A 24,700-nucleotide genomic window follows, 5' to 3' on the forward strand; every position below is an offset into this window, starting at 1 on the left:
CTTTCTTTACCTTCAGCCCTGAATCTTATCTGAATTCGAAAAGTAGGTAGCATATTATCCTGGAAAACCTTAGTAAATCCCATTGTCTTCACGTAAAATATATGAATATTCCTCTTTACACATAGCCTTTTGGTTAGAATAAATATTTTATCTCCAACTATATACAACGCTTTCATAGCAAATTTAAAAATAAAAGACACGATTCCGTGTCTTTTATTTTTAATCTTGAAGGGTTGAATCTTCCGTGTCTTCAACACCAGAGTCTTCACCAATTCCATGATGTTCACGAACAAAGAAGGCAATTTCCTCTCTTAAATCCGTATTCTCTTTTAAGAATTGCTTCGAATTCTCACGACCTTGTCCTAAGCGTTCTTCATTATAAGAGTACCAAGCACCACTCTTTTGCACGATATCAAGTTCAGAAGCCATATCTAAGATTTCACCTTCTCTTGAAATACCTTCTCCGTACATAATATCAACTTCAGCAACACGGAATGGTGGTGCTACTTTATTTTTAACTACTTTTACTTTCGTTTTATTACCAACGATGTCGTTACCTTGTTTTAACTGCTCAGCACGACGCACTTCAAGACGGACAGTTGAATAGAATTTCAACGCACGACCACCTGGAGTTGTTTCTGGGTTTCCGAACATAACCCCAACTTTTTCACGAATTTGGTTGATAAAGATTGCGATTGTTTTTGATTTGTTGATTGCACCTGAAAGTTTACGAAGTGCTTGTGACATTAAACGTGCTTGTAAACCAACGTGAGAGTCACCCATGTCCCCTTCGATCTCAGCTTTCGGTACAAGAGCTGCTACAGAGTCAATTACGATAATATCAACCGCGCCACTTCGTACAAGTGCTTCTGCGATTTCTAGTCCTTGCTCCCCTGTATCAGGCTGTGATAATAGTAATTCATCGATGTTAACACCTAATTTTTGTGCATAAACAGGATCCATCGCATGCTCCGCATCGATAAATGCTGCTTGTCCACCTTGTCGCTGTACTTCCGCGATTGCATGTAATGAAACTGTTGTTTTACCTGAACTTTCAGGTCCGTAAATTTCAATAATACGGCCACGTGGGTATCCGCCTACCCCTAGTGCCACATCTAGTGCTAAAGAACCACTTGAAATTGTAGAAATTCTACGCTCCGCTTGTTCTCCTAATTTCATAATTGAACCTTTACCGAATTGCTTCTCTATTTGTTTTAACGCCATATCTAATGCCGCTTGACGATCACTCATTCATAACTCCTCCTTAACTGAACTGCTAATCTTATTATACCTATTTTCAATTCAATTTGCCAACAAAAATCGAACATTTATTCGATTTTTTTATTTTATATCGAATCAAACTAGATTTTCCCACAAAAAAAACCAGAAGAAACTTATATCTCTTCTAGTTTTTTGTATAAATGATAAAACCCATATTTTGTAGAGCGTTCTCTAATTTGTTGACGACTTCCACTTAAATTAAGAGGGAAGACTTCAGTCGGTTCATCCTTAATCGCCAATCCAACAAATACTGTTCCTGGTTCTTTATACTCCGAAGCATCAGGTCCTGCCACCCCAGTAAAGCTAATTCCAATATCTGCTTTTAACAGTTTCTTTACATTTTCAGCAAGATAACGAGCACATTGTTTACTAACCGCGCCGTCAGTACGTAACACTTCTTCAGGTACACGTAAAATTTGTTGCTTCACTTCATTTTGATAACAAATGACTCCGCCTTTAAACACAGACGAAACACCCGCATTTTCTGTTACTTGATTTCCAAAGAGACCGCCTGTTAAACTTTCTGCACATGCTAAAGTTAACCCTTTTTGCTTCAATAACTCTATTGCCTTGTAATGAAGAAAATCTTGGTCATATCCGTAGAAAAATTCTCCTACTCTTTCTAAAATCAAATTTTCCACATGTTGAATTAGTTTCTCCGCCTCATTCGCATCATGATGTTTTGCAGTTAAACGCAATGTCACTTCTCCATCATTTGCGAGTGGTGCAATGGTCGGGTTCGTTTGTCCATCAATTAAATCTTGAACTTTTACCTCTAATTGAGATTCCCCAATACCGAAAAAGCGAAGAACGCGAGAATAAATATTTTCCTCTGTTGTAAAGTTACGTAAAAAAGGCTCTACGTAACTTACATACATCGGCTTCATTTCTTTTGGCGGCCCTGGTAATAAAATATAAACTTTTCCGTTTTTATTTAAACCCATGCCAGGTGCCATACCGTGATCATTCGCAAATACAGTCGATCCACTTAGAACGAGCGCCTGCTTTTTATTATTTTCCGTAAATTCACGGCCTGTACGCTTAAAATAATCGCTTATGGACGTTAATGCTGTTTCATCATACACAAGCTCTTCACCTAAGCTAGACGCTATTGTTTCTTTCGTCAAATCGTCTTTTGTCGGCCCTAATCCGCCTGTGAAAATAAGCATATCAGCGCGCTCTTCAGCCAATTCAATTGCCTTTTGTAATCGCTTGTTATTATCACCCACAACAGTATGATAGTACACATTTATTCCAATTGAAGCTAACTTTTCAGATAAAAACTGGGCATTTGTATTTGCAATTTGTCCAAGTAACAATTCAGTTCCAACCGCAATAATCTCAGCATTCATCCCAATTCCCCCATAAAACTTCTATTTTGAGTTTACAAAAGCAGCCCTATTTTTCCAGAAATAATCCCATCCTGAAATAACAGTAAAGATTAATGCAATCCATATGAAAATATCAGCAACTGGGATATGGATTAAATTTAAAGGTACATCGTGTAATAAATACGCTGCAATCGCAATAATTTGTGTCCATGTCTTAATTTTCCCTAACTGATTTGCTGCCACTACTTCCCCTGTCCCAGCAAGTACAAGGCGTAAACCTGTTACTGCAAACTCACGGCTTATAATTACAATAACGATCCAAGCAGGTACATATTGCATTTCTACCAATGTGATAAGTGCTGCCGAAACAAGTAGTTTATCTGCTAACGGGTCAAGGAACTTCCCTAAATTCGTTACAAGATTATACTTTCTTGCATAATGTCCATCAATCCAATCTGTAGCCGAAGCGACAATAAAGATAAGTGCCCCTACTAAATGTTGAATTGGTAACTCTACATCACCAATTATAAATGAGCCCCATTCAAAGGGCACTAACATAATTACCATAAAAATTGGAATTAAGAAGATTCTAGATATTGTAATTTTATTTGGTAAATTCACAGCTATTCCTCCATCATATCAAAAACATTTGTTCATTGAAAAAAGTCATCGAAGCGATGACTGTTATTGTGCAGGTTGCCCTATCCCTTGGTTTTTTATCACCAATCTTTGGTGAAGTTCTTTTTCTGGATCCAATGGGAAAGCAACCACTTGACCATTCAGTTTAACTTCAACATTCGTTGCATTTCCAATATTAAGTCGCACTTCTTTTACTGTTGATAAATCACGTTTTTCTATTTGGCCACCTTGTACTGTAGTGTTTAGAATTTCGTTCCCAGCATCATCTTTAACATCTACATAACTCGCACCTTTACCCGATATTTCCAGTTCTAATGTTTTATTATTATGAATTTCCAAAGTAGATACCTTACCAGTTGTTCCAACTACTTTTACCTCTTGCTGTCCAGTTGGTTGTGCTGGTTGTTCCTCTTTCTTTGGCTCTTCTTTCTTTGGCTCTTCTTTCTTTGGCTCTTCTTTTTTTGGTTCTTCTTTTTTTGGTTCTTCCGCTTTCTCTTCATCTTTCTTCGTATCTAGCGGAGAATTTTTTGCTTTTTGAACTTCAATTTTCTCACTTTGAGCATTTGGAACTTGCCTATCATCTTTTCCAGTTAACGCTTGAATAACAAACCATACTACCACTCCAAATGCAATCACTAATAACGCAATCAAAATTTTCGGCATATGATCTGCAATTGGCCATGATGAAGATTTTTGCATTGTTTCTTGTGTTTTCTGTCCAGTTGATACTTGTGGAACATCGTGTTTTTCAGATTGTGGTATCGTACTCTGATATTCTACAAGCAGTTCCTCTCCATTTAATCCAACCGCATCTGCGTATTGTTTAATGAATGCACGCGCATAAAAAGCTCCTGGCAATACATTATAATTGCCTTCTTCAATCGCTACTAAATGGCGTTTTTGAATTTTTGTAATTTCATGCAGCTGATCAATAGACAAGCCTTTCGCTTCTCTTGCTTCTGTCAGCTTTTGTCCTAATTCCGTCACTACTAACACCTCAATATTTCTTTAAAAGTCAAACATAGAGAAATTATTTTGCGTACCTTGCTCAATTTCATCTACTAAATTATATTGAATTTCTTCATCATAATCGTTACGCAATTCGATAATATAATCAAAATCATCCAATGTGTATTCCGACTGACTCACAAATACATCTGGATGTTCCACAACTTTCGTTGCAGGCAACCTCATGATTTCACGAACAAGCTGCCAATGTCTTTCATTTGCACGCTTTGTTGATACAATTCCATCTAGTATGAAAATATTATCGTCGCTATACTCATCTTCAATCAATTGGCTACGTACAGTTTGCTTAATAAGAGTCGATGATACGAATAGCCATCTCTTATTTGCACAAACACTTGCGGCAACAATGGATTCTGTTTTTCCGACACGAGGCATTCCTCGTATCCCAATTAGCTTATGACCTTCTTTTTTCATTATCTCCGCCATAAAGTCTACAAGTAATCCTAATTCATCACGTACAAATCGAAATGTCTTCTTATCATCTGCATCTCGTTGTATGTACCTACCATGTCTAACTGCTAGCTTATCTCTAAGCTTTGGCGGACGATATTTCGTTACCGTTATATTATCCATCGTATTTAGAATTGATTCAAGTCTAGAGATTTGCTCTTGATTATCACACATAAGCAGAAGTCCACGTCGTGCATTATCTACACCATTAATTGTGACAATATTGATGCCAAGCATACCGATTAACGAAGAAACGTCACCAAGTAAGCCAGGTCGGTTTTTATGTATTTCATATTCAAAATACCATTCAATCATCCAAGATCACTCCCCCACGCTTACTTTACACCTACGTACTATATTATATGATTTCATCTTAATAGGGAAGCTAAATGTATAATCTATCCCTCTTAATTATTATACAAAAAAAGTAGAGAGGAGTTTCTCCTCTCTACTTTTACTTATGTTGTACAAACTTCACCATTAAATTTGCGATTGTATGTTGCTCTTGTTCATCAGCAACTTTCCAAAGCTCAGACAATAATTTTTCTTGATCGTTGCGCGCTTCTACTTCATTAGCTAAATAATCTCCAACACGAAATGCCATATCTGATACGGCACCACCATCAAGCCCTTTCCCCCCCGCTTGTTCTAAACGTTCTCCCAAAAAGCTCTTCCACTGATCAAAATTATCTAACACTGACATGTTTAAGCACCTCACTATTGAGTAATAGAATCATGCTTAATTTGTACATTTTTTTGTTTTTTATGTAAGAAATTTTTAACAATGCCAACCGCCATTGACTCCAATAATTTGCCCCGTTATGTAAGATGCTCCTGGTGATACGAGAAACGACACTGTCTTTGCTACCTCTTCTGGTAAACCGATTCTACCTAATGGTATATCTTCAGCAATTCCCATTTTATCTTCTTCTGAAAAGACACTTAACATTTCCGTTTCAATAGCACCTGGTGCTATTGCATTCACACGTAATCCACTTAAAGAAACTTCTTTCGCTAAAGCTTTCACATATGAATTTTGTGCACCTTTTACCATTGAGTACAGCACCTCACAAGATGCTCCTATTTGCCCCCAAATGGATGAAATAACAACAACATTTCCACTTCTCCGCCCGATCATCGATGGAAGCGCCATCGAAAGAAGTCTATATACACTCTTCACTTGAAGCTCGACCATATAATCTAATTCTTCATTTGTAACATCTGTTACTAATCCAAAAATACTCTTTCCAGCTGCGTATACAATAACATCAATAGGATGTTCGATTTGCGCCCACAATTCCTCTGCTCCATCTCTAGAAGCTAAATTTGCTTGCACAGGAATCACTACATCAAATTCCTTCTGTAACTCCCTTACCTTCTCTTCGCTTTTATTGTAATGAATATAGACTGTATAACCATCCTCGATTAACTGCTTCGAAATAGCAGAGCCAATCCCTCCGCTCCCTCCAGTTACTAATGCATACTTTTTCATAAGTTCCCTCTCTTATCTTTTATGTATAAATAAATAATACCCTCATCTTACCATTTGGCAATAACCAAACGTTAGATGAGGGATATAGATACTGCGTTTTTTATTCAAATATCAATTTATTTTTTTGGAAGTACTTGGCAGACGCTCATTTTCTCTTCAATTAATAATGTTTTTGCTGCTTGTTGTAGATCTTGAACAGTTAATCCTTCTAACACTGTAAGAGCATCAAATAAACTAGATTCATTAAACGCATATCGTGTAAACTGATTTGCAATATATTCAGGTGAATTCAATGATCGTAAAAATCCACCTATTTTCTTTTTCTTCACCCGTTCCAGCGCAGCCTCATCTAACTGATCATAATTCGTTTGTAGTAAAATACCTTTTAATCGATCTGCCAATTCATCAGGTTGCTTCGTATCTCCACCAACCATCGCAAAACCGAAGTTATTTTCTTCTGTATAGTCATACGAGAACGAATCATCAATAAGACCTTCATTATATAAAGATTCATAATGAACTGACCCTTTTCCAAATAAATAATCTAAAAGTAATGTAAGCGCAATTTCTTGTTTTAAAAGAGCTTGCCCTTTTTCTTGTAAATTCGTTGCTTTAATACCGACTAAACATTTTGGAGTTTGAACAGGCATTGAAATAATCTTTTTCTTTTCATTTACTTCTTCTGGTTCCTCTTCAAAAGAACGAACGATTTCCGGTTGGTTTTCGTAATCTTTTTTCTCTTGATTTTCACGAACTAAATCCATTGTTTTTTCAGGATCAATCGCTCCAACAACAAACAATAACATATTGCTTGGATGGTAAAAAGTCTCATAACACTCATACAATAGGTCTTTTGTAATTTTACTAATAGACTCAATCGTCCCTGCAATATCAATTTTAATTGGATGTTTCACAAACAAGCTATCGATTAATCCAAAATATAAACGCCAATCTGGATTATCTTGGTACATTTGAATTTCTTGGCCGATAATACCTTTTTCTTTTTCAACCGTTTTTTCCGAGAAATACGGTTCTTGAACAAAATTTAACAACGTATTTAAATTTTGCTCTACATTTGATGTACAAGAAAAGAGGTAAGCAGTTCTCGTAAAGGACGTAAAAGCATTTGCTGAAGCACCTTGTTTACTAAACAATTGAAATGCGTCATGGTCCTCCTTTTCGAACAATTTATGCTCAAGAAAATGAGCAATCCCATCTGGCACACGAGTCATTTCTTCTTTTCCAAGTGGGACAAACGTATTATCAACAGAACCGTACTTCGTCGTAAATGTCGCAAATGTTTTATTGAATCCTTGTTTCGGTAAAATGTATACATCTAATCCATTCGGAAGTTTTTCATAATATAGTGTCTCTTTTAATTGCTCATACACAATCTTCTCCATTTATTCTCCCTCCGTTCCATGTAAAAAGTAAATTGTATCTAATTCAATATTATTAGCAACTTTCACAATTTCTTCTTTCGTCACGCCTTCTATACCCGTTAGCCACTCTTCAACTGGACGTGTACGCTCTGAAATAACGCCATGATAAAGCATTTCAACAAAACCACGTGGTGTATCAACAGCCTCTAAGATTTGATTTTGAATTACACTTTTTGTTTGTTGCATCTCTTCCTCTGAAAAATCACCGTTTTGCATTGCTTTCATCTGTTCTTTAATAATTTCAACCGCTTTTTCAAAGTTCTTCGCTTCAATTCCAGACATAACGAAGAGCAAACCTTTATGACTTTCAAATCTTGATGCTGCATAGTACGCTAAACTATTTTTTTCACGGACGTTTACGAATAACTTTGAATGAGAAAACCCTCCAAATAATCCGTTAAACAATTGCAGTGCAAAATAATCTTCATCTTTATACGTAATGAATGTGCGATAGCCGATATTTAATTTACTTTGCTTTAGTTCTTGTTTTTCAACAATTTCTTTCTCTTCATTATTTCGTTTATGAAGAAGTACATTTCTTTCTTTCACAACACGAGGCGAAATCGAAAAATACTTATTTACAAGCTCCACAGCATCTTCTGAAATGTCACCAATAATATATAAATCCATTTCATCTTCAGCTAACACTTTTTGATAATATTGATACAAACTTTCATTTGTAATAGAAGCAACACTTTCTTTTTTCCCATTTGCACTTAAACGATATGGTTCTACTTTGCACATTTCTTCAATTAAACGCTCGTTTGCATAACGCATTTTATCATCATAAGTAGCCTCAATTCGTTGCAAGAGTGCTCGTTTCTCACTTTCTACAATAGCAGGTAGAAAACCTTCGCCTTCTGTTGCTGGATGTAAAACAATATTAGATAACATAGAAAGCGCTTTTTCAAATAACGGTGGTGCATCTCGTAAATATGTTTCATTTGCGATGTCTACATAAATAGAGATAATATGGTCTTCCCCTTTCTTACTTACATCTACCGCTAAAGAAGATCCATATAATTCTTCTAAATATTGACGAAGGCGAATTACAGAAGGTAGTTTTTCTGTCGCACTTTGCAATACGTATGGCAATAGGGCACGCTCTGTCACCGTCTCCTCATTTAAAGGTGCTTTAAAACGAAATACAAAGGTATTTGTTTTATATTTATCAGTCGGAATAATATGTACTCGCAAGCCACCTAATTCATGTAGTTGCTGTTCCATTAGTTTCATTAATAGCCCTCCTTTACGTATGTAGGAATATTCCTCTTCAATATACAGTTTTTAGAAATAAAAAATCAACTTTTCTTCCTTATTATGCTTACAATTGAGTCTTTCTAAAAAATTTAATATGTAAGGAACATAGTAAATTTCCGTATTAAATATATTCTATGTAAAAAAGCCCGCACTAATGTGCGAGCTTTTCTTATACTTTCTAAATACTCATCGTTTTCCTTTTTCATAAGGCGTTCCTAATGCTTTCGGAGCTTCAGATCGGCCTACAAAACCAACAAGTGCTAATATTGTAAATACATACGGTAATATCGTTAAGAATACACTTGGAATTTCTTTTAATACAGGAATTGTACCACCTGTTATCCCAAGTGATTGAGCAAATCCGAAGAATAGAGCTGCTCCAAGGGCACCTAGTGGATTCCATTTACCGAAAATCATAGCTGCTAATGCTAAGAAACCTTGTCCAGTAATTGTAGCACCTGAGAAGTTACCAGAAATCGACATTGCGAAGACCGCACCACCCACTCCTGCGAACATTCCAGATATACAAACTGCAATATAACGCATTTTATATACATTAATCCCCATCGTATCTGCTGCCATTGGATGTTCACCAACTGCACGAAGACGAAGACCGAACGGCGTTTTATAAATAATGTACCAGACAACAAAAGCTAAAATAATAGCAATATATGATGTTAACGGTACATTTGAGAAAAAGATTTTTCCGATTACCGGAATATCCGAAAGGCCCGGAACATCGATTTTTTCAATGCGGTATTGAATGAAATCAGTCTGTCCTTTGCCAAAGATTTTCTTAATCGCAAATACTGTTAAACCAAGAGCTAAGAAGTTAATCGCTACCCCACTTACTACTTGATCCGCACGGAATGTAATAGATGCTACCGCATGAAGAAGTGCAAATAACCCACTACCAATCGCTGCAAATAATAGCGCAATCCAAGGAGTCATCGCTCCCCACGTATCACCCATTAATAACGTTGTAACGATACCAGTAAATGCACCAAATAACATTAAGCCTTCTAATGCTATATTTACAACTCCAGAACGTTCACTGAACACCCCACCTAACGCCGTAAAAATAAGTGGCGCTGCCGTATATAACGTACCAGTCACAAGAATGGCTAAAATATCTATAAAGCTCATTTATTTCCCCTCCTTGCTCATGCGTGTAAGTGCCCAGCGTAAAACATAACTGCAAGCAACAAAGAAAATAATACATGCAATAATAACATTAATTAACTCAGAAGGTACATCTGCTTCAAAATTCATTTGCGGGGCTGCACTTTTCAAACCACCGAACAGTAAAGCCGATAATAATATACCAAACGGATTATTTCCTCCAAGAAGAGCTACCGCAATCCCATCGAATCCAATACCAGTAAACGACGTCATTGCCGTCATACTTTGGAATGTTCCTAGACCTTCCATTGCCCCACCAATTCCAGCAAAAGCACCAGCAATCGTCATTGATAATACAACATTACGAGAGACTTTCATCCCTGCATATTGCGATGCATTTTGGTTAAAACCAACCGATTTTAACTCATATCCTAACGTAGTTCTATCTAGCAAGAACCACATTACAATAGCAATTATAATAGCTACAACAATTCCCCAGTGCAAACGAGATCCATCTGTCAATGAAGATAGCCAATCAGAAGCTAATGAAGCACTCGCTTGTACATCATAAGATTTCTCGTTACCTTCATGTATAAAACGTTTAATAAGGTCATACGTAACATAAAGCGCAATATAGTTCATCATAATTGTTACAATTACTTCATTTACTTTAAGCTTTCCTTTTAAATATCCAGGTATAAAACCCCATAAACCACCAGCAATCGCGGCTACTAAAATAGATAATGGAATATGCAAAAATGCCGGTAACGATACTGCATAACCAAACCAAACAGCGGCAAGCCACCCAACTAATAATTGTCCTTCTACCCCAATGTTAAAAAGACCGGTACGAAATGCAAATGCCACGGAAAGTCCTGCTAGCACAAGCGGAATCATCGTACGTAACGTTTCACCAATTGCTTGCGGATTCCCAACCATTCCTTCCCAAAGCGCTGCATACCCAACAATTGGATCATATCCACTAACTAACATTACAATGGCACCAACAAGTAAACCAAAAATAACGGATAATACAGGAACTAAAATATTAATTGTTCGCTCCGTTAAAAATTTTTTAGCCATTTGTATTCACCTTCTCTTTCTCCGTTCCGCCAGCCATCAACAAACCAAGCTGTTGTTCATTTGTTTCTTTTGCATCGACAATCGCTACAATTTCCCCTTCATATATAACAGCAACTCGATCGCTAACATTTAAAATTTCATCCAGTTCTAACGATAGAAGTAATACCGCTTTCCCCTTATCTCTCTGCTCGATTAACTTCTTATGAATAAATTCAATCGCCCCTACATCTAAACCACGTGTTGGTTGTGCTGCAATTAATAAATCTGGATTTCGATCTACTTCACGTGCAATGATAGCTTTCTGCTGATTTCCACCTGATAGAGCACGCGCTAATGTTTGTTCGCTAGGCGTACGTACATCAAACTGTTCAATAAGAGCCTTTGCTTTCTCTGTGATTTTACTAAAGTTTAAAATCCCCTTCTTTGAAAATGGGTTTTTATAGTACGTTTGCAAAACTATATTGTCTTTAACAGAAAAATCAAGCACTAGCCCGTGTTTATGACGGTCTTCTGGAATATGACCAATTCCTTCCTCTGTAATTCTTCGAACAGGCCAATTCGTTATTTCTTTTCCTTTAATTGCAATAGAACCTGACTCAACTTTTCGTAAACCAGTAATCGCCTCTATTAATTCACTTTGTCCATTTCCATCAATCCCTGCAATCCCAACAATTTCTCCTGCACGAACAGTTAAGTCAAGGCCTTTTACAGCAGGTAATTGGCGTGCATCATGAACGACAATACTCGAAACAGATAAAACCTCTTCTCTCGGTTTAGCCTCTATTTTTTCTGTTTTAAAATTCACTTGACGTCCGACCATTAATTCTGCAAGTTTATGTTCATCCATTTCCGCAACGTCAACTGTACCAATCCCTTTACCTTTACGAATAATTGTACAACGATCGCAAACTTCCATAATCTCTTTCAACTTATGTGTAATAAGAACGATAGATTTTCCTTCTTGTACAAGTTTTTTCATAATTTGAATCAATTCATTAATTTCTTGAGGGGTTAATACCGCAGTAGGTTCATCAAATATTAAAATCTCCGCACCACGATAAAGTGTCTTTAATATTTCAACCCTTTGCTGCATCCCAACCGAAATATCTTCAATCTTTGCATATGGATCAACAGCTAAACCGTACTGTTCAGATAATTGTTTAATTTCTTTTGCAGCCTCTTCAACAGCGATTTTCCCTTTTCTCTTCGGTTCATTTCCAAGAATAATATTCTCTGTAACTGTAAAATTATGAACAAGCATAAAATGCTGATGGACCATCCCAATTCCAAGGTCATTTGCTATATTCGGATTTGTAATTTTTACAGGTTTCCCTTTAATTTTAATCTCTCCCTGTTCTGGTTGATACAAACCGAACAGTACATTCATTAGCGTTGATTTCCCTGCACCATTTTCTCCAAGTAAAGCGTGTATCTCTCCCTGTTTTACTTGTAGCGTAATATCATCATTCGCTACAATGCCTGGGAATACTTTTGTAATATTGTTCATCTCAATTACGTATTCCATTTTGTTCCTCCTTCTAGCAGGGAACACTCCCCAATTGCAGTCTATTAAAGGTATTTTTATATATACAAAGGTTAGTTCTAAGAACTAACCTTTGCTATTTCTCTATTATTATTTCTTTAGAGAAGCTTCATATGCTTTATATTCTTCGTCAGTTGCAGGTACTTTAATTTCACCAGCAGTAATTTTCTTCTCAAACTCTTCTACTTTTGTTAAGATTTCTGGATTTACTTTTTTCACATTGTCAGTTGTTTTCGCAATACCAACACCGTCATCTTTTAATCCGAACTCTTCTATTTTACCGCCTTTTAACTTACCATCTTTCGCTTCTTGCGCTACTTTAGCTACTGCAATATCAACACGTTTTACCATAGAAGTTAAAGTTACGTTTTCAGGCATACCTTCTTGGTTTTGGTCACGATCAACACCGATTACCCAAACGTTTTCACCTTTTTTCTTACGGTTTTTTGCTTCTGTGAATACACCGTTACCAGTTGCACCTGAAGCGTGATAAATTACGTCAACACCTTGACCGTACATTGCTGAAGCTAATACAGATCCTTTTTCTGGCTTATCAAACGCATCAGCATATTGCGATACAATTTCGATATTTGGATTTACTGCTTTTGCACCAGCTTTAAAACCTGATTCAAATTTTGTAATTAATGGACTCTTCACACCACCAACAAAACCTACTTTATTTGATTTTGTTGTCATTGCTGCTACAGCTCCAACTAGGAATGAACCTTCATGGTCTTTAAATGTAATACTTGTTACGTTTGGCTTATCCACAACTGTATCTACAATAGCAAACTGTTCTTTCGGATACTGTTCAGCTACTTTTGCAATCGATTTTTCCATTAAGTAACCAATACCAAATGTTGTGTTATAATTATCTTTCGCAAATTTCGTTAAATTCGGGATATAGTCTGCATCTTTACTTGATTGCAGGTAACGATATCCTTCATTTTTCTTTAAGTCGTTGTCTTTACCAAATTTCGTTAAACCTTCCCAAGCTGATTGGTTGAATGATTTGTCATCAACGCCCCCAACATCTGTAACCATACCAACCTTAAACTCTTTATCCCCTTTTTTGTCACTATCCGCTTTATCCGAGTTACCACATGCACCTAACACTGTACTTGCTGCTAACGTTAACGATAATAAAAGACCTGTTTTTTTCTTCATACTAGAAACCCCTCCTGAAATGTTTTATCTAATGATTCATACGCTGCTGTCCCTTACTTCTTGCTGTCACCTCCCTAAAAAGGAACTTCCCTACATACGCTTTCTTAATACGTGGAAGCTAAACTTATCAGCTCTAAAGTAATTAATAGAATATAAGATTGGCTCATCATTTTGATCATAGTGCATTTGTTTTAAAACTAGCAGTGCCGTTTCAGGTTCACATTCTAAAATCGGTGAAATTTTCGGGTGATAACCAATCGGTTCAATATGAGCAACTGCGTACGTGATACGCTTGTGCGTATTATTATGTATTACTGTAAGCAGCGATTCCTCATTATATCCCGATAAATCTGGTAATATCTCTTTCGCCAGTTTATCAATGCAATATACAACTGGTTCCCCATCCGCTGTACGAACACGCTCAATCATTACCGCATTAAAACCATCTTCACTATTAAACTTCTCTTTTTCTTCTTCTGTTAAAGTTGTTGTAGATGATGATAAAAAGATTGTTCCTGGTGTTTTCCCCACACTAGAAATCATATCTGTAATACTAGAAAGTTGCTCTATTCCAGAAGAAAATAACGGCTTCGCATTTACAAACGTCCCTACACCATGTCTACGAATAACAACATTTTCTTCTTCTAAAATACGTAGTGCTTCCCTTAAAGTTGCCCTACTTACACCAAGTTCTTTCGCTAGATCGAACTCTGAAGGTAACTTTTGTTTTTCTTTGTAAGCCCCATCTTTAATTTTTCCTTTGATGTGATCAATCACTCGCAAATACAAATGACGACTATCGGATTTTACTGACATAAGACTCCCCCGCATTTCAATTATTCGACCTCTGATGTAAGACTTCTTTTCTCTTTTTTCAACTTACAACATAGTATGAAATACTAAAAATAAGCATAATTGTCGAATAAATATTAATAATTTTTCAAGAAGAAATTTTCACTCTTTATTCCATAAAAAAAACTTTGTACCATAAACATTCCTCATATAGAGAAAAAGTTCGGTACAAAGATCCCTTACATCCTTTGTTACACACTTTTCCCCTCATAGTCTAGCAATTCATGGTTGCCAGGTAGAAACTTATGGACCTTATCTCCAAGATTATATGAGGCAGTGATTCTTTTCGAAGTAATCTTACCACTTGCTCCCATATGTGTCAACAGAATTCAACATTTTTCTACATTAAATATCGAACGTTTCGAAAACCAAAACAATAAGCATTCGTATTCTAAAGAGCACCTCGTTATGTAAGCCCTTTCTTTTATGTTGACTATAGTATATAACAAAAACAGCATATGAAAAAGCCTAATTGTAAAAACAATTAGGCTTTTTTTCAAGAACTTTTTTCTTGTACATCTTTAATGAGTACTTCCCTCGGTTTACTACCTTCATAAGGACCTACTACACCATTCATTTCCATGGCATCAATTAAACGAGCCGCTCGCGTATATCCTACTCTAAATCTACGTTGTAACATAGACACAGATGCTGTTTGCATTTCTACGACAAGCTGAATCGCTTCATCGTATAATTCATCTTCTACTTCCTGCTTTGTTTCAGGAACATCTTGCGGAATCATATCCTCTTGATATTGCGCTTTTTGTTGCGCAACAACATATTCTACGACTCTCTCAACTTCATCATCTGATAAAAATGCTCCTTGTACACGAACAGGTTTCGATGCACCAATTGGTATGAACAACATATCTCCACGCCCCAGCAACTTCTCTGCACCACCACCGTCAAGAATCGTTCGAGAGTCTGTTTGGGAAGATACAGCAAATGCAATACGCGATGGAATATTCGCTTTAATAACACCTGTAATAACATCAACTGACGGACGCTGAGTCGCAATAATTAAATGAATACCCGCAGCACGTGCCATTTGAGCTAAACGCATAATCGCATCTTCTACATCAGAAGAAGCAACCATCATTAAATCAGCTAACTCGTCCACAATTACTACAATATATGGTAATTCTGGTTGTTTTGCTTCCGATTGGCTATTATGCTCTTTAATATGATCGTTATACCCTTCAATGTTACGCGTACCGCTATGCGCGAATAATTCATAACGACGCTCCATTTCACTCACAACTTTCTTCAAAGCCTGTGACGCTTTTTTCGGATCAGTTACAACTGGCGTTAATAAATGCGGAACACCGTTATATACATTTAACTCTACCATTTTCGGATCAATCATCATTAATTTTACTTCATGCGGTTTCGCACGCATTAAAATACTTACAATAATCCCATTAATACATACACTCTTTCCGCTACCAGTCGCACCAGCTACTAATAAATGGGGCATTTTATTTAAACGTGCCAATACAGCCTCTCCTGTAATATCACGTCCAAGACCAATTAATAACTTCTCTTCTGGGTGGTTATTCGCCTTTGAATCAAGAACTTCTCTAAGCGTTACCATAGAAACTTCTGAATTCGGAACCTCAATCCCAACAGCTGATTTCCCGGGAATAGGTGCTTCAATACGAATGTCTTTCGCTGCTAAAGCAAGCGCTAAATCATCACTTAAACTAACAATTTTGCTTACTTTTACTCCCATATCAGGATACACTTCATACTTCGTAACTGCGGGACCTCTATGTACTTTTGTTACTTTCGCTTTCACACCAAAACTTTGGAATGTACGTTCCAATTTACGAGCATTTTCATAAATTTCCGCATTTTCATTTGTAACTTGCTTATTTTTTGGAAACTTTAATATATCAAGCGAAGGAAGCTTATAATCTTTATTTTCCACATTAGAAAATTGCATAGGAGGTGTTTTCGTTTCACCTTCTAGCGATTCAACGATTTTTTCTCCTCGTTTCTTTTGAGGTTGCTCTTCTGGTGTAGCCGGAACTGCCTCTTCAATAAACGGAGGAGTGATTAAATCATTTTCATTTTCTTTTATCTGCTTTTCCGCCTCTTCACTTACTGGATAATTCTCAGTAAAATTTGAAATAATTGGCGGACCGATTTCTATCTCTTCTACTGGCTCAATAGCCTCTTCTCGTTCGGTAACTCGTTCACGCCTCGTACTTCTTGTTGTTTTTTTCTTTTCAGTTTGCTCAGCGACCCTTTTAGATCTCCAATCTTTATAATCCCCTTGCATTACTTCGAATTGACTTCTAAGAATTCGCCCTACAGGGGCCAGCACTTCTCCAATATGTTTATTTGTTATACACAGTATCCCGAGAATAACTAAAATAATGCCAATGATATATGCTCCTACTTCGTCAAATAAGAAATAACACGTTGCGAACATAAGCGCACCGAACATACCACCACCTAAATGAACACTATCTGGGCCCTTTTTCATTTCAAGGAAGAAGTAATCTTTTGTACTAACAATTACAGAAGTATTTTGCACAGCTCCATCTTTCGTAAGAAGATTAAATAATGTAATATGACTAAACATTAATATTGCTAATACAATTAAATAAACACCTATTAGCCGTTTATTTAAAAGGTTTGGCCATCCACGCTTTATAACAAAAGCAACAGATAAAGCTATTACACCTAACACACCAATTATGTACCACTCACCAAAGAAGAAGCGAAAAAATAACACAAACGATTTCCCTACTACACCTAGCTGTAAAATCGTAATAATCGAAAGTGCAAAAAGAGTCAACCCGACGATTTCATAATACAAAGTTGGCTTTATCGTACGCCTTGCTTTTGCCTTCGTCCCTCTTTGCTTTTGTTTTGCCATTTCTTCACCTCGTGTTCTAAAAATTAAGTACAACTTCCTAAAAAAAGCTCTACTTATATGTCTTTCTCTCTATTTTTCTGGTCTTTATATCTTCTATTTTTACACTTCTTGTAAAATGTTAAATAAACAGAAGAAAGCAGCCTACTCATGGCTGCTCAACCGTCTTGTTTTTTATATTATACCATAGCTTCTAAACAAAATCCTTCTTTTTGCTAAAAGGTAATTTTCTGTCCAGGCTCAAACTCTAGGTAGTGAGACGGATTCGTACTTAGCACACGTACAATCGAGTAACATTGATTATCCTCCTCAGAGACCATTAATTCCACGCCATTTACATTCACAACTTTTTGACTTTCGCATTGTGAATAATCGGCCGGATATACAAGTTGCTCTGGCATAATTGTATATAAAATCATTGTAGCATTGTCCCTTCTGTCTGATTATCCACACGCGCATCAATTAATTCGTTTAACTTCCGCAGCGCGCCACCAATACCACCGACATCATCTATAAGACCATACTTCACTGCATCTCCACCTATTACATTCGTCCCAATATCTCGCGTCAAATTCCCTTTTGCAAACATAAGCTCTTTAAAACGATCTTCCGTTACTTTCGAATGCTTTGTCACAAATCGAATGACTCTTTCTTGCATTTTATCCAAATACTCAAATGTTTGCGGCACACCTATAACAAGACCTGTTAAACGAATTGGATGAATTGTCATCGTCGCTGTTTCGGCAATAAATGAATAATCGGTTGAGACAGCAATCGGTACACCAATTGAATGCCCTCCTCCTAAAACAAGAGAAACAGTTGGTTTTGAAAGCGAAGCCACCATTTCAGAAATTGCTAACCCAGCTTCAACGTCACCTCCAACTGTATTTAATATTAAAAGTAAGCCTTCAATTTTCGGATTTTGTTCAATCGCGACAATTTGCGGAATGATGTGCTCATATTTTGTTGTTTTATTTTGTGGCGGCAACTGAATATGACCTTCAACCTGCCCAACAATTGTTAAACAATGAATACGCGATTCATTCATTTGCGGGACATTCGTCTGTCCAAGTTGTTGAATTTTCTCCACTATAGAAGCTTCTTTCGGAATTTCTTTCGGCTCAGCTTCTTTTTCTTCATTTGTATAACGATCACGTTCTGTCATATCGTATCCCCTTTCACTCGTATATAACTATTATTTCTTAAGTTATAAATTTCATTCGATAGGGTTTAAAAAAGAAAAAAATCACCTGTAAAGGTGATCTTCTTTATACTTCCATAATAATCGGTAAAATCATTGGCTTTCTCTTCGTTTCTTCGTACAAGAACTGCCCTAATAATTCACGAATATTTTGTTTTAACATAGACCATTCAATTGAATATTCTTTAATAGATTGTTCAACAATCATACGTACAATATCTGTAGATCGCTCGATCAACGCTTCTGATTCACGTACATATACGAAACCACGTGAAATAATTTCTGGACCAGAGATAATTTTCTTTTCATCTTTACCAAGTGTCACAACAACAACTAAAATTCCATCTTGAGATAACATCTTTCTATCTCGAAGAACAATATTACCAACGTCGCCAACACCTAATCCATCAATTAAAACATTGCCAGCTTGCACTTTACCAACTAAGTTTGCTTCTTCATCGCCAAAAGCAATTACATCGCCTTTTTCTACAATAAAGATATTTTCTCTCGCAATACCTACATCTTCCGCTAAATATGCATGTGCTTTTTGCATACGGAACTCACCATGTACGGGTACAAAATACTTCGGCTTCATTAAATTTAACATTAGTTTTAACTCTTCTTGGCTACCGTGACCTGAAACGTGTACTTTTCTTTCACCATAATAAATAACCTCAGCCCCAGATCTAAATAACAAGTCAATAATTTTTGATACAGATATTTCATTTCCTGGAATTGGTGAAGCTGCAATAATAACCGTATCACCTTTACGAATTGAAATTTGTTTATGAGCTTGCTTCGCCATTCTAGAAAGGGCTGCCATCGGTTCCCCTTGACTACCTGTCGTTAAAATAGCTACCTTTTTCTCTGGGAAATTGTCTACTTCTTGTAATGAAATAACCATACCTTCTGGAACATCTAAATAACCAAGACGTCTTGCAATGTCTACTACTTTCACCATACTACGTCCTACTACCGCTACTTTTCTTCCTGTTTCAGCAGCCGCATCAAATACTTGTTGAATACGATGTACATTTGATGCAAATGAAGCAACGATAATACGACCTTCTGCACCGTAGAACACTTTAGAAATTTCTACACCAACTTCTTTTTCCGAACCTGTGTAGCCTGGACGCTCAGCGTTTGTACTATCAGATAATAAGCAAAGTACGCCTTCATTTCCGATTTGCGCCATTTTCCCAAGATCTGCTCCATTATTTCCAATTGGAGTTTGATCAAATTTAAAGTCCCCTGTATACACTACAGCACCTTTTGATGTATGGAAACAAACACCAACAGAATCCGGAATACTATGTGTCGTTCCAAAGAATGACACCGTTGTACTATTAAAATCTACTGTTGAATTTGAATCGATTGTTTTTAAGTCTACACGGCCTAACATGCCCGCTTCGCCAAGTTTTTCTTGTATAAGTCCTACTGTTAATTTCGTTGCATATACTGGAATAGATAATTTACGAAGTACATAAACAATTCCACCAATATGATCTTCATGACCGTGAGTAATAAATAAACCTTTTACTCGCTCTTGATTTTCCACTAAGTATGTAATATCAGGAATAACGATATCAATTCCAAACATTTCATCTCCTGGGAACATTAATCCTGCATCTACAATAAAGATTTCAGAATCAATTTCAACACAGTACATGTTTTTCCCGATTTCACCTACTCCACCAAGAGCAAATACTTTAACAGACTCATTCTCTTTTCTCTTCATGTTGTTGCCTGGTTTAAAAATCTTGCAAACACTGATTTCACTAAAATTGTAGAGACACCAGGGGAAACTCTACAACCACCATATATTCACCGTCCAAGACGAATGTCCTTACCGTTATGCGATATCATGTCCTTGTTTATTTTTTAAACCAGGTTTCACCTCTCTTTCATTATATAAATCAAATATCTTATTCGATATGATATGAAAATTTCATTGAATCATAATTTTTCCCAATTTTGCTAAGCATACCCGTACTAAGCTACTTAGCCATATTATACCTGATACAAGAAATAGAACACAAGTTAAATTATGCGAAAGACAAGAGAAGACACTAAAATGAGGTTATAATTTACGAGGGTGAAATTCATATCATCTTTATTACTTTTCCTACTCCACAAGAGTTTGATGGAAAAATATTCATGCGATTTCTTTGCATGAATATAAAACTATATGCACTAAAAATGTTCCATAATATATTAACTATGCAATCAGTATATAACTAATTAAATGTTATTTCCTCTTCCCCTACATCCTATTAACTCTAAGGAATGTTACTACAGTTAGTTAAAAAAATAAAAAATGACCTAGTTTCACACTAGGTCATTTTTTATTAACGAGGAATGGATTGCATTACAGATTGTAACGTTACTCTTTCTTCTTCTGTTAATGGAAGAAGCGGTAAACGTACAGAACCTACATCTAATCCCACCATTTGTAACGCTGTTTTTACTGGAGTTGGGCTTGGCGCCATAAATAATGAATCCGTTACTCTTACAAGTAATTGATGTAATTTTTGCGCCTTCTTAAATTCTCCTGCTTGGAACGCTGCAATCATTTCTTGCATTTCGTTTCCAATAACATGAGATGCTACTGAAACGATACCTTTCGCTCCAACTGCCATAGCCGGTAACGTTAAACCGTCATCACCGCTGTATACTGCAAAGTCGTCCGCTGTTTTTTCAATGATTTCTGTCATTGTTAACACATCGCCGCCTGCATCTTTAATCGCAACAATGTTTTCGATTTCTGATAAACGAACAACTGTATCAACGGAGATTTGTACAATAGATCGTCCTGGAACGTTATATAGCATAACCGGAAGTGGCGTGCTTTCAGCAATCGTTTTAAAGTGCTGATACATTCCTTCTTGACTCGGTTTGTTATAATACGGCGCCACTAGCATAACTGCATCAACACCAACTTCAGTTGCCTTTTTTGTTAACTCAACAGAAGCATGCGTATTATTGCTACCTGTTCCAGCGATTACGGGCACCCTTTTATCGACAACAGATACGACATGGCGATATAACGCTACTTTTTCTTCTGAAGTTAATGTAGGAGATTCACCTGTCGTTCCTCCTACCACGATTGCTGTTGTACCGTTATCAATTAAATAATTTACCAATTTCGTTGTCTTTGCAAAATCGATATTCCCGTTTATATCAAACGGTGTTACCATCGCGGTTGCAATTGTCCCAAAATCTATCATGGTCTCACTCCTTATTGTTCCAGTTGCTTTTCTTTTGAAAGCTCAAACGCACTATGTAATGCATTTACAGCCTCCACTAAATCGGTTTCTTTTACAAGAACCCAAATTGTCGTATGACTATCTGCTGATTGCAGAATTTGAATACCTTTTTCCGCTAAAGCTGTAACGATTTTCGCAGTAACCCCTGGGTATCCTGCCATTCCAGCTCCTACAATAGATACTTTTGCACAGTGCTCTGTCACAATTGGCTCATATCCAAGGTTCTTTAATAATTCAACTGCACGACTTGATACATTATCACTCACCGTATAAGCTACTCCAGTAGGTGAAATGTTAATTAAATCGACACTTATTCCTTCATTCGCCATTTCTTTAAACACATGCTGTTGCAAATCATATGCCGTTTCTTTTGCAAGCACTTTAATTTGCGTCACATTTGATACGTGAGCGATACCTGTAACAGGTCGTTCTTCTACATCACGGCCTTTTGTAGCACCATCAGATGCTGAAATAAGCGTACCTTCACTATCAGAATACGTAGAACGTACACGAAGCGGCACTTTTGCATGCATCGCAATTTCAACTGCACGTGGATGAACGACTTTTGCACCTTGATATGCCATGTTACAAATTTCATTGTACGTTACAGTTTGAAGATGACGTGCATCTTTCACAATACGAGGATCCGCAGTCATAACACCTTCTACATCTGTGAAGATATCGATATATTCAGCATGAAGCGCAACACCTAACGCTGAAGCTGAAGTATCGCTACCTCCGCGTCCAAGTGTTGTCGTATCACCTTTTTTCGTTTGTCCTTGGAATCCTGTAACGACAATTACATCTACATTTTCTAACTCTTCATGTACGCGATCGCAATTCATTTCAATAATCTTCGCATTCGTAAAATCATCATTTGTTACAAAACCAGCTTGTGCACCATTTAATGCCGCTGCTTTAATGCCGTTCTCATTTAACATATTAGAGAAGACGATTGCTGAGATTAATTCTCCGCATGATAATAATAAATCTTGCTCACGTTTAGAAATATTAGATTCCTCTTGATTTACAAGACTTAATAACGTATCCGTTGCATACGGTTCACCTTTACGGCCCATAGCAGATACGACAATAACTACTTTATAACCAGCAGCTAACGATTTTTTTATATGATGAAGCGCATGCTTACGTCCATTTTCATCGCGTACTGATGTGCCACCAAATTTTTGAACAATTATTTTCATATTTTGCACCTTCTCTTAGCCGTTTACACTAATTGTAATTTTACTAAGCGCTCTGCAATTTGAACAGAATTCCATGCAGCGCCTTTTAATAAGTTATCAGATACGACCCAAAGATGGAATCCTTTATCGTTATTTAAATCTTTACGGATTCTTCCAACGAATACTTCGTTTTTACCTACTGCAGTAGCTGGCATTGGATATAACTGCTCTTCTGGATTATCTTGCAGAACAATACCTTCCGCATTTGCAAGTAAGCTCTTTAATTCTGCTACTGTTACGCCTTCTTTTTCTACTTCGATGTAAACAGACTCAGAATGCCCTGATACAACTGGTAAACGTACACATGTTGCCGCTACTTCTAATTCAGGCATATGCATAATTTTTTTCGTTTCATTAATCATTTTCATTTCTTCAAACGTAAATCCATTATCTTGGAACTTATCAATCTGTGGAATCGCATTAAAAGCAATTTGGTAATGTTTTTTATCACCTGATACAGGTAAAACATTCGCCTTAACTTCTTCGCCATTTAAGATTGCTTGTGATTGTTCATGAAGTTCTTCAATCGCTGCCGCACCAGCACCTGATACAGCTTGATATGTGGAAACGATTACTCGTTTTAAACCATATTGCTGACGAACTGGCTCAAGAGCTACTACCATTTGAATTGTAGAACAGTTCGGATTTGCAATAATACCATTATGTTCTTTTAAGTCGTTTTCATTTACTTCAGGCACAACAAGTGGCACGTTTTCTGTCATACGGAATGCACTTGTATTATCAACAACAATCGCACCGCGCTTTGCTGCTTCTGGCGCTAATTGTTTCGATACAGATCCACCAGCACTAAATAGTGCGATATCTACTCCTTCAAAACTTTCAGGAGTTGCCTCTTGAACTGTAAATTCTTCGCCTTTAAATACAAGTTTCTTACCTGCAGATCGTTTAGATGAAAGTAACGTTAATTTCCCGATTGGAAATTCTCGTTTCTCTAAAGTATTTAACATTTGTTCACCAACTGCGCCGGTTGCTCCAACTACAGCGACATGAAAAGTTTTTTGCTTTTCCATCACTATGCCCCTTTCTAGATACCAATCCTTCTATAACTTAGAATTAGAAGGAGCATAAAATGCCCCTCCCAATCTTAATAACGTTAATTTTATCATATTCTACAGTAAGAATGATGGTTTCATCAAAAATTGTCCGTTTTTTTTCGTTTTTTAATTCATATATCTGAATTTTTCTACAACAACAGGTTGCAATTGCTTCCCTTGCAATGCTTCTAATACTGTATCTTCAAGTAACTCCATACGAGCTACCATTGAGTTCGGTTTTTTCTCTGGTGCATCTTGGCCGAATGGGACGAAGTAGATGTTTTTTGTAGCCATTAGGCGCATGAGGTTGACGCCAACATGGTAGCGACAATGAAAATGTGTAGTTTTTTCATTACCTT

Annotated in this window: 21 protein-coding genes, 1 pseudogene and 1 riboswitch; all 22 genes and pseudogenes read right to left on the reverse strand. The window is 36.7% G+C overall.

Translation table 11 applies throughout. The features are described from left to right. Positions 1–219: 219 nt before the first annotated feature. Positions 220–1,251 carry a recombinase RecA gene (gene recA, locus MRBLBA3_RS10845; RefSeq protein ID WP_001283855.1) on the reverse strand — a complete coding sequence of 344 codons (1,032 nt, stop codon included), beginning with the start codon at positions 1,249–1,251 and terminating at the stop codon, positions 220–222. Between the two features lie 143 nt (positions 1,252–1,394). Then, a complete protein-coding gene (locus MRBLBA3_RS10850) occupies positions 1,395–2,633 on the reverse strand; it encodes a competence/damage-inducible protein A (RefSeq protein ID WP_363381233.1) in 1,239 nt (412 codons plus the stop codon). Between the two features lie 21 nt (positions 2,634–2,654). Continuing rightward, positions 2,655–3,233 carry a CDP-diacylglycerol--glycerol-3-phosphate 3-phosphatidyltransferase gene (gene pgsA / locus MRBLBA3_RS10855; RefSeq protein ID WP_001052979.1) on the reverse strand — a complete coding sequence of 193 codons (579 nt, stop codon included), beginning with the start codon at positions 3,231–3,233 and terminating at the stop codon, positions 2,655–2,657. Between the two features lie 63 nt (positions 3,234–3,296). After that, entirely contained in the window at positions 3,297–4,238 is a 942-nt protein-coding gene (locus MRBLBA3_RS10860) for a helix-turn-helix domain-containing protein (RefSeq protein WP_363381246.1), read from the reverse strand. A gap of 21 nt (positions 4,239–4,259) precedes the next feature. Then, positions 4,260–5,045 (reverse strand): DUF3388 domain-containing protein, encoded by a 786-nt coding sequence (locus MRBLBA3_RS10865; protein WP_000574107.1) that lies wholly within the window; start codon positions 5,043–5,045, stop codon positions 4,260–4,262. Positions 5,046–5,184: 139 nt separating this feature from the next. Continuing rightward, positions 5,185–5,433, reverse strand: coding sequence for a DUF3243 domain-containing protein (locus tag MRBLBA3_RS10870; RefSeq protein WP_000114449.1), 249 nt, complete (start codon positions 5,431–5,433; stop codon positions 5,185–5,187). Between the two features lie 75 nt (positions 5,434–5,508). Beyond that, complete coding sequence (gene ymfI, locus MRBLBA3_RS10875) at positions 5,509–6,222, reverse strand: elongation factor P 5-aminopentanone reductase (RefSeq protein ID WP_000759587.1); 714 nt, start codon at positions 6,220–6,222, stop codon at positions 5,509–5,511. A gap of 116 nt (positions 6,223–6,338) precedes the next feature. Beyond that, entirely contained in the window at positions 6,339–7,625 is a 1,287-nt protein-coding gene (gene yfmH / locus MRBLBA3_RS10880; protein ID WP_000411957.1) for an EF-P 5-aminopentanol modification-associated protein YfmH, read from the reverse strand. Next, a complete protein-coding gene (gene yfmF / locus MRBLBA3_RS10885) occupies positions 7,626–8,900 on the reverse strand; it encodes an EF-P 5-aminopentanol modification-associated protein YfmF (protein ID WP_098328013.1) in 1,275 nt (424 codons plus the stop codon). Positions 8,901–9,110: 210 nt separating this feature from the next. Continuing rightward, positions 9,111–10,070, reverse strand: coding sequence for an ABC transporter permease (locus MRBLBA3_RS10890; RefSeq protein WP_000008059.1), 960 nt, complete (start codon positions 10,068–10,070; stop codon positions 9,111–9,113). Then, positions 10,071–11,129 carry an ABC transporter permease gene (locus MRBLBA3_RS10895; RefSeq protein ID WP_001074493.1) on the reverse strand — a complete coding sequence of 353 codons (1,059 nt, stop codon included), beginning with the start codon at positions 11,127–11,129 and terminating at the stop codon, positions 10,071–10,073. Continuing rightward, the gene (locus MRBLBA3_RS10900; protein WP_000456923.1) at positions 11,122–12,654 is read right to left on the reverse strand and encodes an ABC transporter ATP-binding protein; all 1,533 of its coding nucleotides are present in this window, start codon (positions 12,652–12,654) and stop codon (positions 11,122–11,124) included. The genes MRBLBA3_RS10895 and MRBLBA3_RS10900 overlap by 8 nt, the downstream gene beginning before the upstream one ends. 108 nt (positions 12,655–12,762) lie before the next feature. Then, positions 12,763–13,839, reverse strand: a complete 1,077-nt coding sequence (locus MRBLBA3_RS10905) for a BMP family lipoprotein (RefSeq protein WP_000730600.1) — start codon at positions 13,837–13,839, stop codon at positions 12,763–12,765. Positions 13,840–13,929: 90 nt separating this feature from the next. Further along, positions 13,930–14,655, reverse strand: coding sequence for a GntR family transcriptional regulator (locus MRBLBA3_RS10910; RefSeq protein WP_000114184.1), 726 nt, complete (start codon positions 14,653–14,655; stop codon positions 13,930–13,932). Between the two features lie 226 nt (positions 14,656–14,881). Beyond that, a riboswitch (purine riboswitch) is annotated at positions 14,882–14,983 on the reverse strand. 204 nt (positions 14,984–15,187) lie between these two features. After that, a complete protein-coding gene (locus MRBLBA3_RS10915; RefSeq protein WP_363381241.1) occupies positions 15,188–17,578 on the reverse strand; it encodes a DNA translocase FtsK in 2,391 nt (796 codons plus the stop codon). A gap of 212 nt (positions 17,579–17,790) precedes the next feature. After that, complete coding sequence (locus MRBLBA3_RS10920; RefSeq protein ID WP_000605032.1) at positions 17,791–17,994, reverse strand: YlzJ-like family protein; 204 nt, start codon at positions 17,992–17,994, stop codon at positions 17,791–17,793. Continuing rightward, complete coding sequence (tepA, locus tag MRBLBA3_RS10925; RefSeq protein ID WP_000139810.1) at positions 17,991–18,740, reverse strand: translocation-enhancing protein TepA; 750 nt, start codon at positions 18,738–18,740, stop codon at positions 17,991–17,993. Before tepA ends, MRBLBA3_RS10920 begins: the two co-directional genes overlap by 4 nt. Before the next feature lie 103 nt (positions 18,741–18,843). Then, entirely contained in the window at positions 18,844–20,514 is a 1,671-nt protein-coding gene (locus tag MRBLBA3_RS10930; RefSeq protein WP_000823077.1) for a ribonuclease J, read from the reverse strand. Between the two features lie 610 nt (positions 20,515–21,124). Next, on the reverse strand, positions 21,125–22,003 hold the full coding sequence (dapA, locus tag MRBLBA3_RS10935; protein ID WP_097810826.1) for a 4-hydroxy-tetrahydrodipicolinate synthase: 879 nt from the start codon (positions 22,001–22,003) through the stop codon (positions 21,125–21,127). Between the two features lie 11 nt (positions 22,004–22,014). Further along, positions 22,015–23,247, reverse strand: a complete 1,233-nt coding sequence (gene dapG, locus MRBLBA3_RS10940) for an aspartate kinase (protein ID WP_000692461.1) — start codon at positions 23,245–23,247, stop codon at positions 22,015–22,017. A 23-nt stretch (positions 23,248–23,270) separates the two neighbouring features. Further along, positions 23,271–24,317, reverse strand: coding sequence for an aspartate-semialdehyde dehydrogenase (gene asd / locus MRBLBA3_RS10945; protein ID WP_000414857.1), 1,047 nt, complete (start codon positions 24,315–24,317; stop codon positions 23,271–23,273). 150 nt (positions 24,318–24,467) lie between these two features. Beyond that, positions 24,468–24,700 (reverse strand): annotated as a pseudogene (locus MRBLBA3_RS10950) (hypothetical protein); the annotation flags it as partial.

Origin of the sequence: Bacillus sp. LBA3-1-1.1 (assembly GCF_040676495.1) — a bacterium.
GTDB classification, from domain to species: Bacteria; Bacillota; Bacilli; order Bacillales; family Bacillaceae_G; genus Bacillus_A; species Bacillus_A nitratireducens.

Bases quoted from the DNA above. Each gene is read 5' to 3' on its own strand.
- MRBLBA3_RS10890 (WP_000008059.1), bottom strand. From the start codon at position 10,070: ATGAGCTTTATAGATATTTTAGCCATTCTTGTGACTGGTACGTTATAT.
- yfmF (WP_098328013.1), bottom strand. From the start codon at position 8,900: ATGAAACTAATGGAACAGCAACTACATGAATTAGGTGGCTTGCGAGTA.
- yfmH (WP_000411957.1), bottom strand. From the start codon at position 7,625: ATGGAGAAGATTGTGTATGAGCAATTAAAAGAGACACTATATTATGAA.
- MRBLBA3_RS10850 (WP_363381233.1), bottom strand. From the start codon at position 2,633: ATGAATGCTGAGATTATTGCGGTTGGAACTGAATTGTTACTTGGACAA.
- dapA (WP_097810826.1), bottom strand. From the start codon at position 22,003: ATGATAGATTTTGGGACAATTGCAACCGCGATGGTAACACCGTTTGAT.
- MRBLBA3_RS10870 (WP_000114449.1), bottom strand. From the start codon at position 5,433: ATGTCAGTGTTAGATAATTTTGATCAGTGGAAGAGCTTTTTGGGAGAA.
- asd (WP_000414857.1), bottom strand. From the start codon at position 24,317: ATGGAAAAGCAAAAAACTTTTCATGTCGCTGTAGTTGGAGCAACCGGC.
- recA (WP_001283855.1), bottom strand. From the start codon at position 1,251: ATGAGTGATCGTCAAGCGGCATTAGATATGGCGTTAAAACAAATAGAG.
- MRBLBA3_RS10895 (WP_001074493.1), bottom strand. From the start codon at position 11,129: ATGGCTAAAAAATTTTTAACGGAGCGAACAATTAATATTTTAGTTCCT.
- tepA (WP_000139810.1), bottom strand. From the start codon at position 18,740: ATGACAGAACGTGATCGTTATACAAATGAAGAAAAAGAAGCTGAGCCG.
- ymfI (WP_000759587.1), bottom strand. From the start codon at position 6,222: ATGAAAAAGTATGCATTAGTAACTGGAGGGAGCGGAGGGATTGGCTCT.
- MRBLBA3_RS10930 (WP_000823077.1), bottom strand. From the start codon at position 20,514: ATGAAGAGAAAAGAGAATGAGTCTGTTAAAGTATTTGCTCTTGGTGGA.
- MRBLBA3_RS10915 (WP_363381241.1), bottom strand. From the start codon at position 17,578: ATGGCAAAACAAAAGCAAAGAGGGACGAAGGCAAAAGCAAGGCGTACG.
- MRBLBA3_RS10910 (WP_000114184.1), bottom strand. From the start codon at position 14,655: ATGTCAGTAAAATCCGATAGTCGTCATTTGTATTTGCGAGTGATTGAT.
- MRBLBA3_RS10865 (WP_000574107.1), bottom strand. From the start codon at position 5,045: ATGATTGAATGGTATTTTGAATATGAAATACATAAAAACCGACCTGGC.
- dapG (WP_000692461.1), bottom strand. From the start codon at position 23,247: ATGAAAATAATTGTTCAAAAATTTGGTGGCACATCAGTACGCGATGAA.
- MRBLBA3_RS10900 (WP_000456923.1), bottom strand. From the start codon at position 12,654: ATGGAATACGTAATTGAGATGAACAATATTACAAAAGTATTCCCAGGC.
- MRBLBA3_RS10905 (WP_000730600.1), bottom strand. From the start codon at position 13,839: ATGAAGAAAAAAACAGGTCTTTTATTATCGTTAACGTTAGCAGCAAGT.
- MRBLBA3_RS10920 (WP_000605032.1), bottom strand. From the start codon at position 17,994: ATGATTTTATATACAATTATGCCAGAGCAACTTGTATATCCGGCCGAT.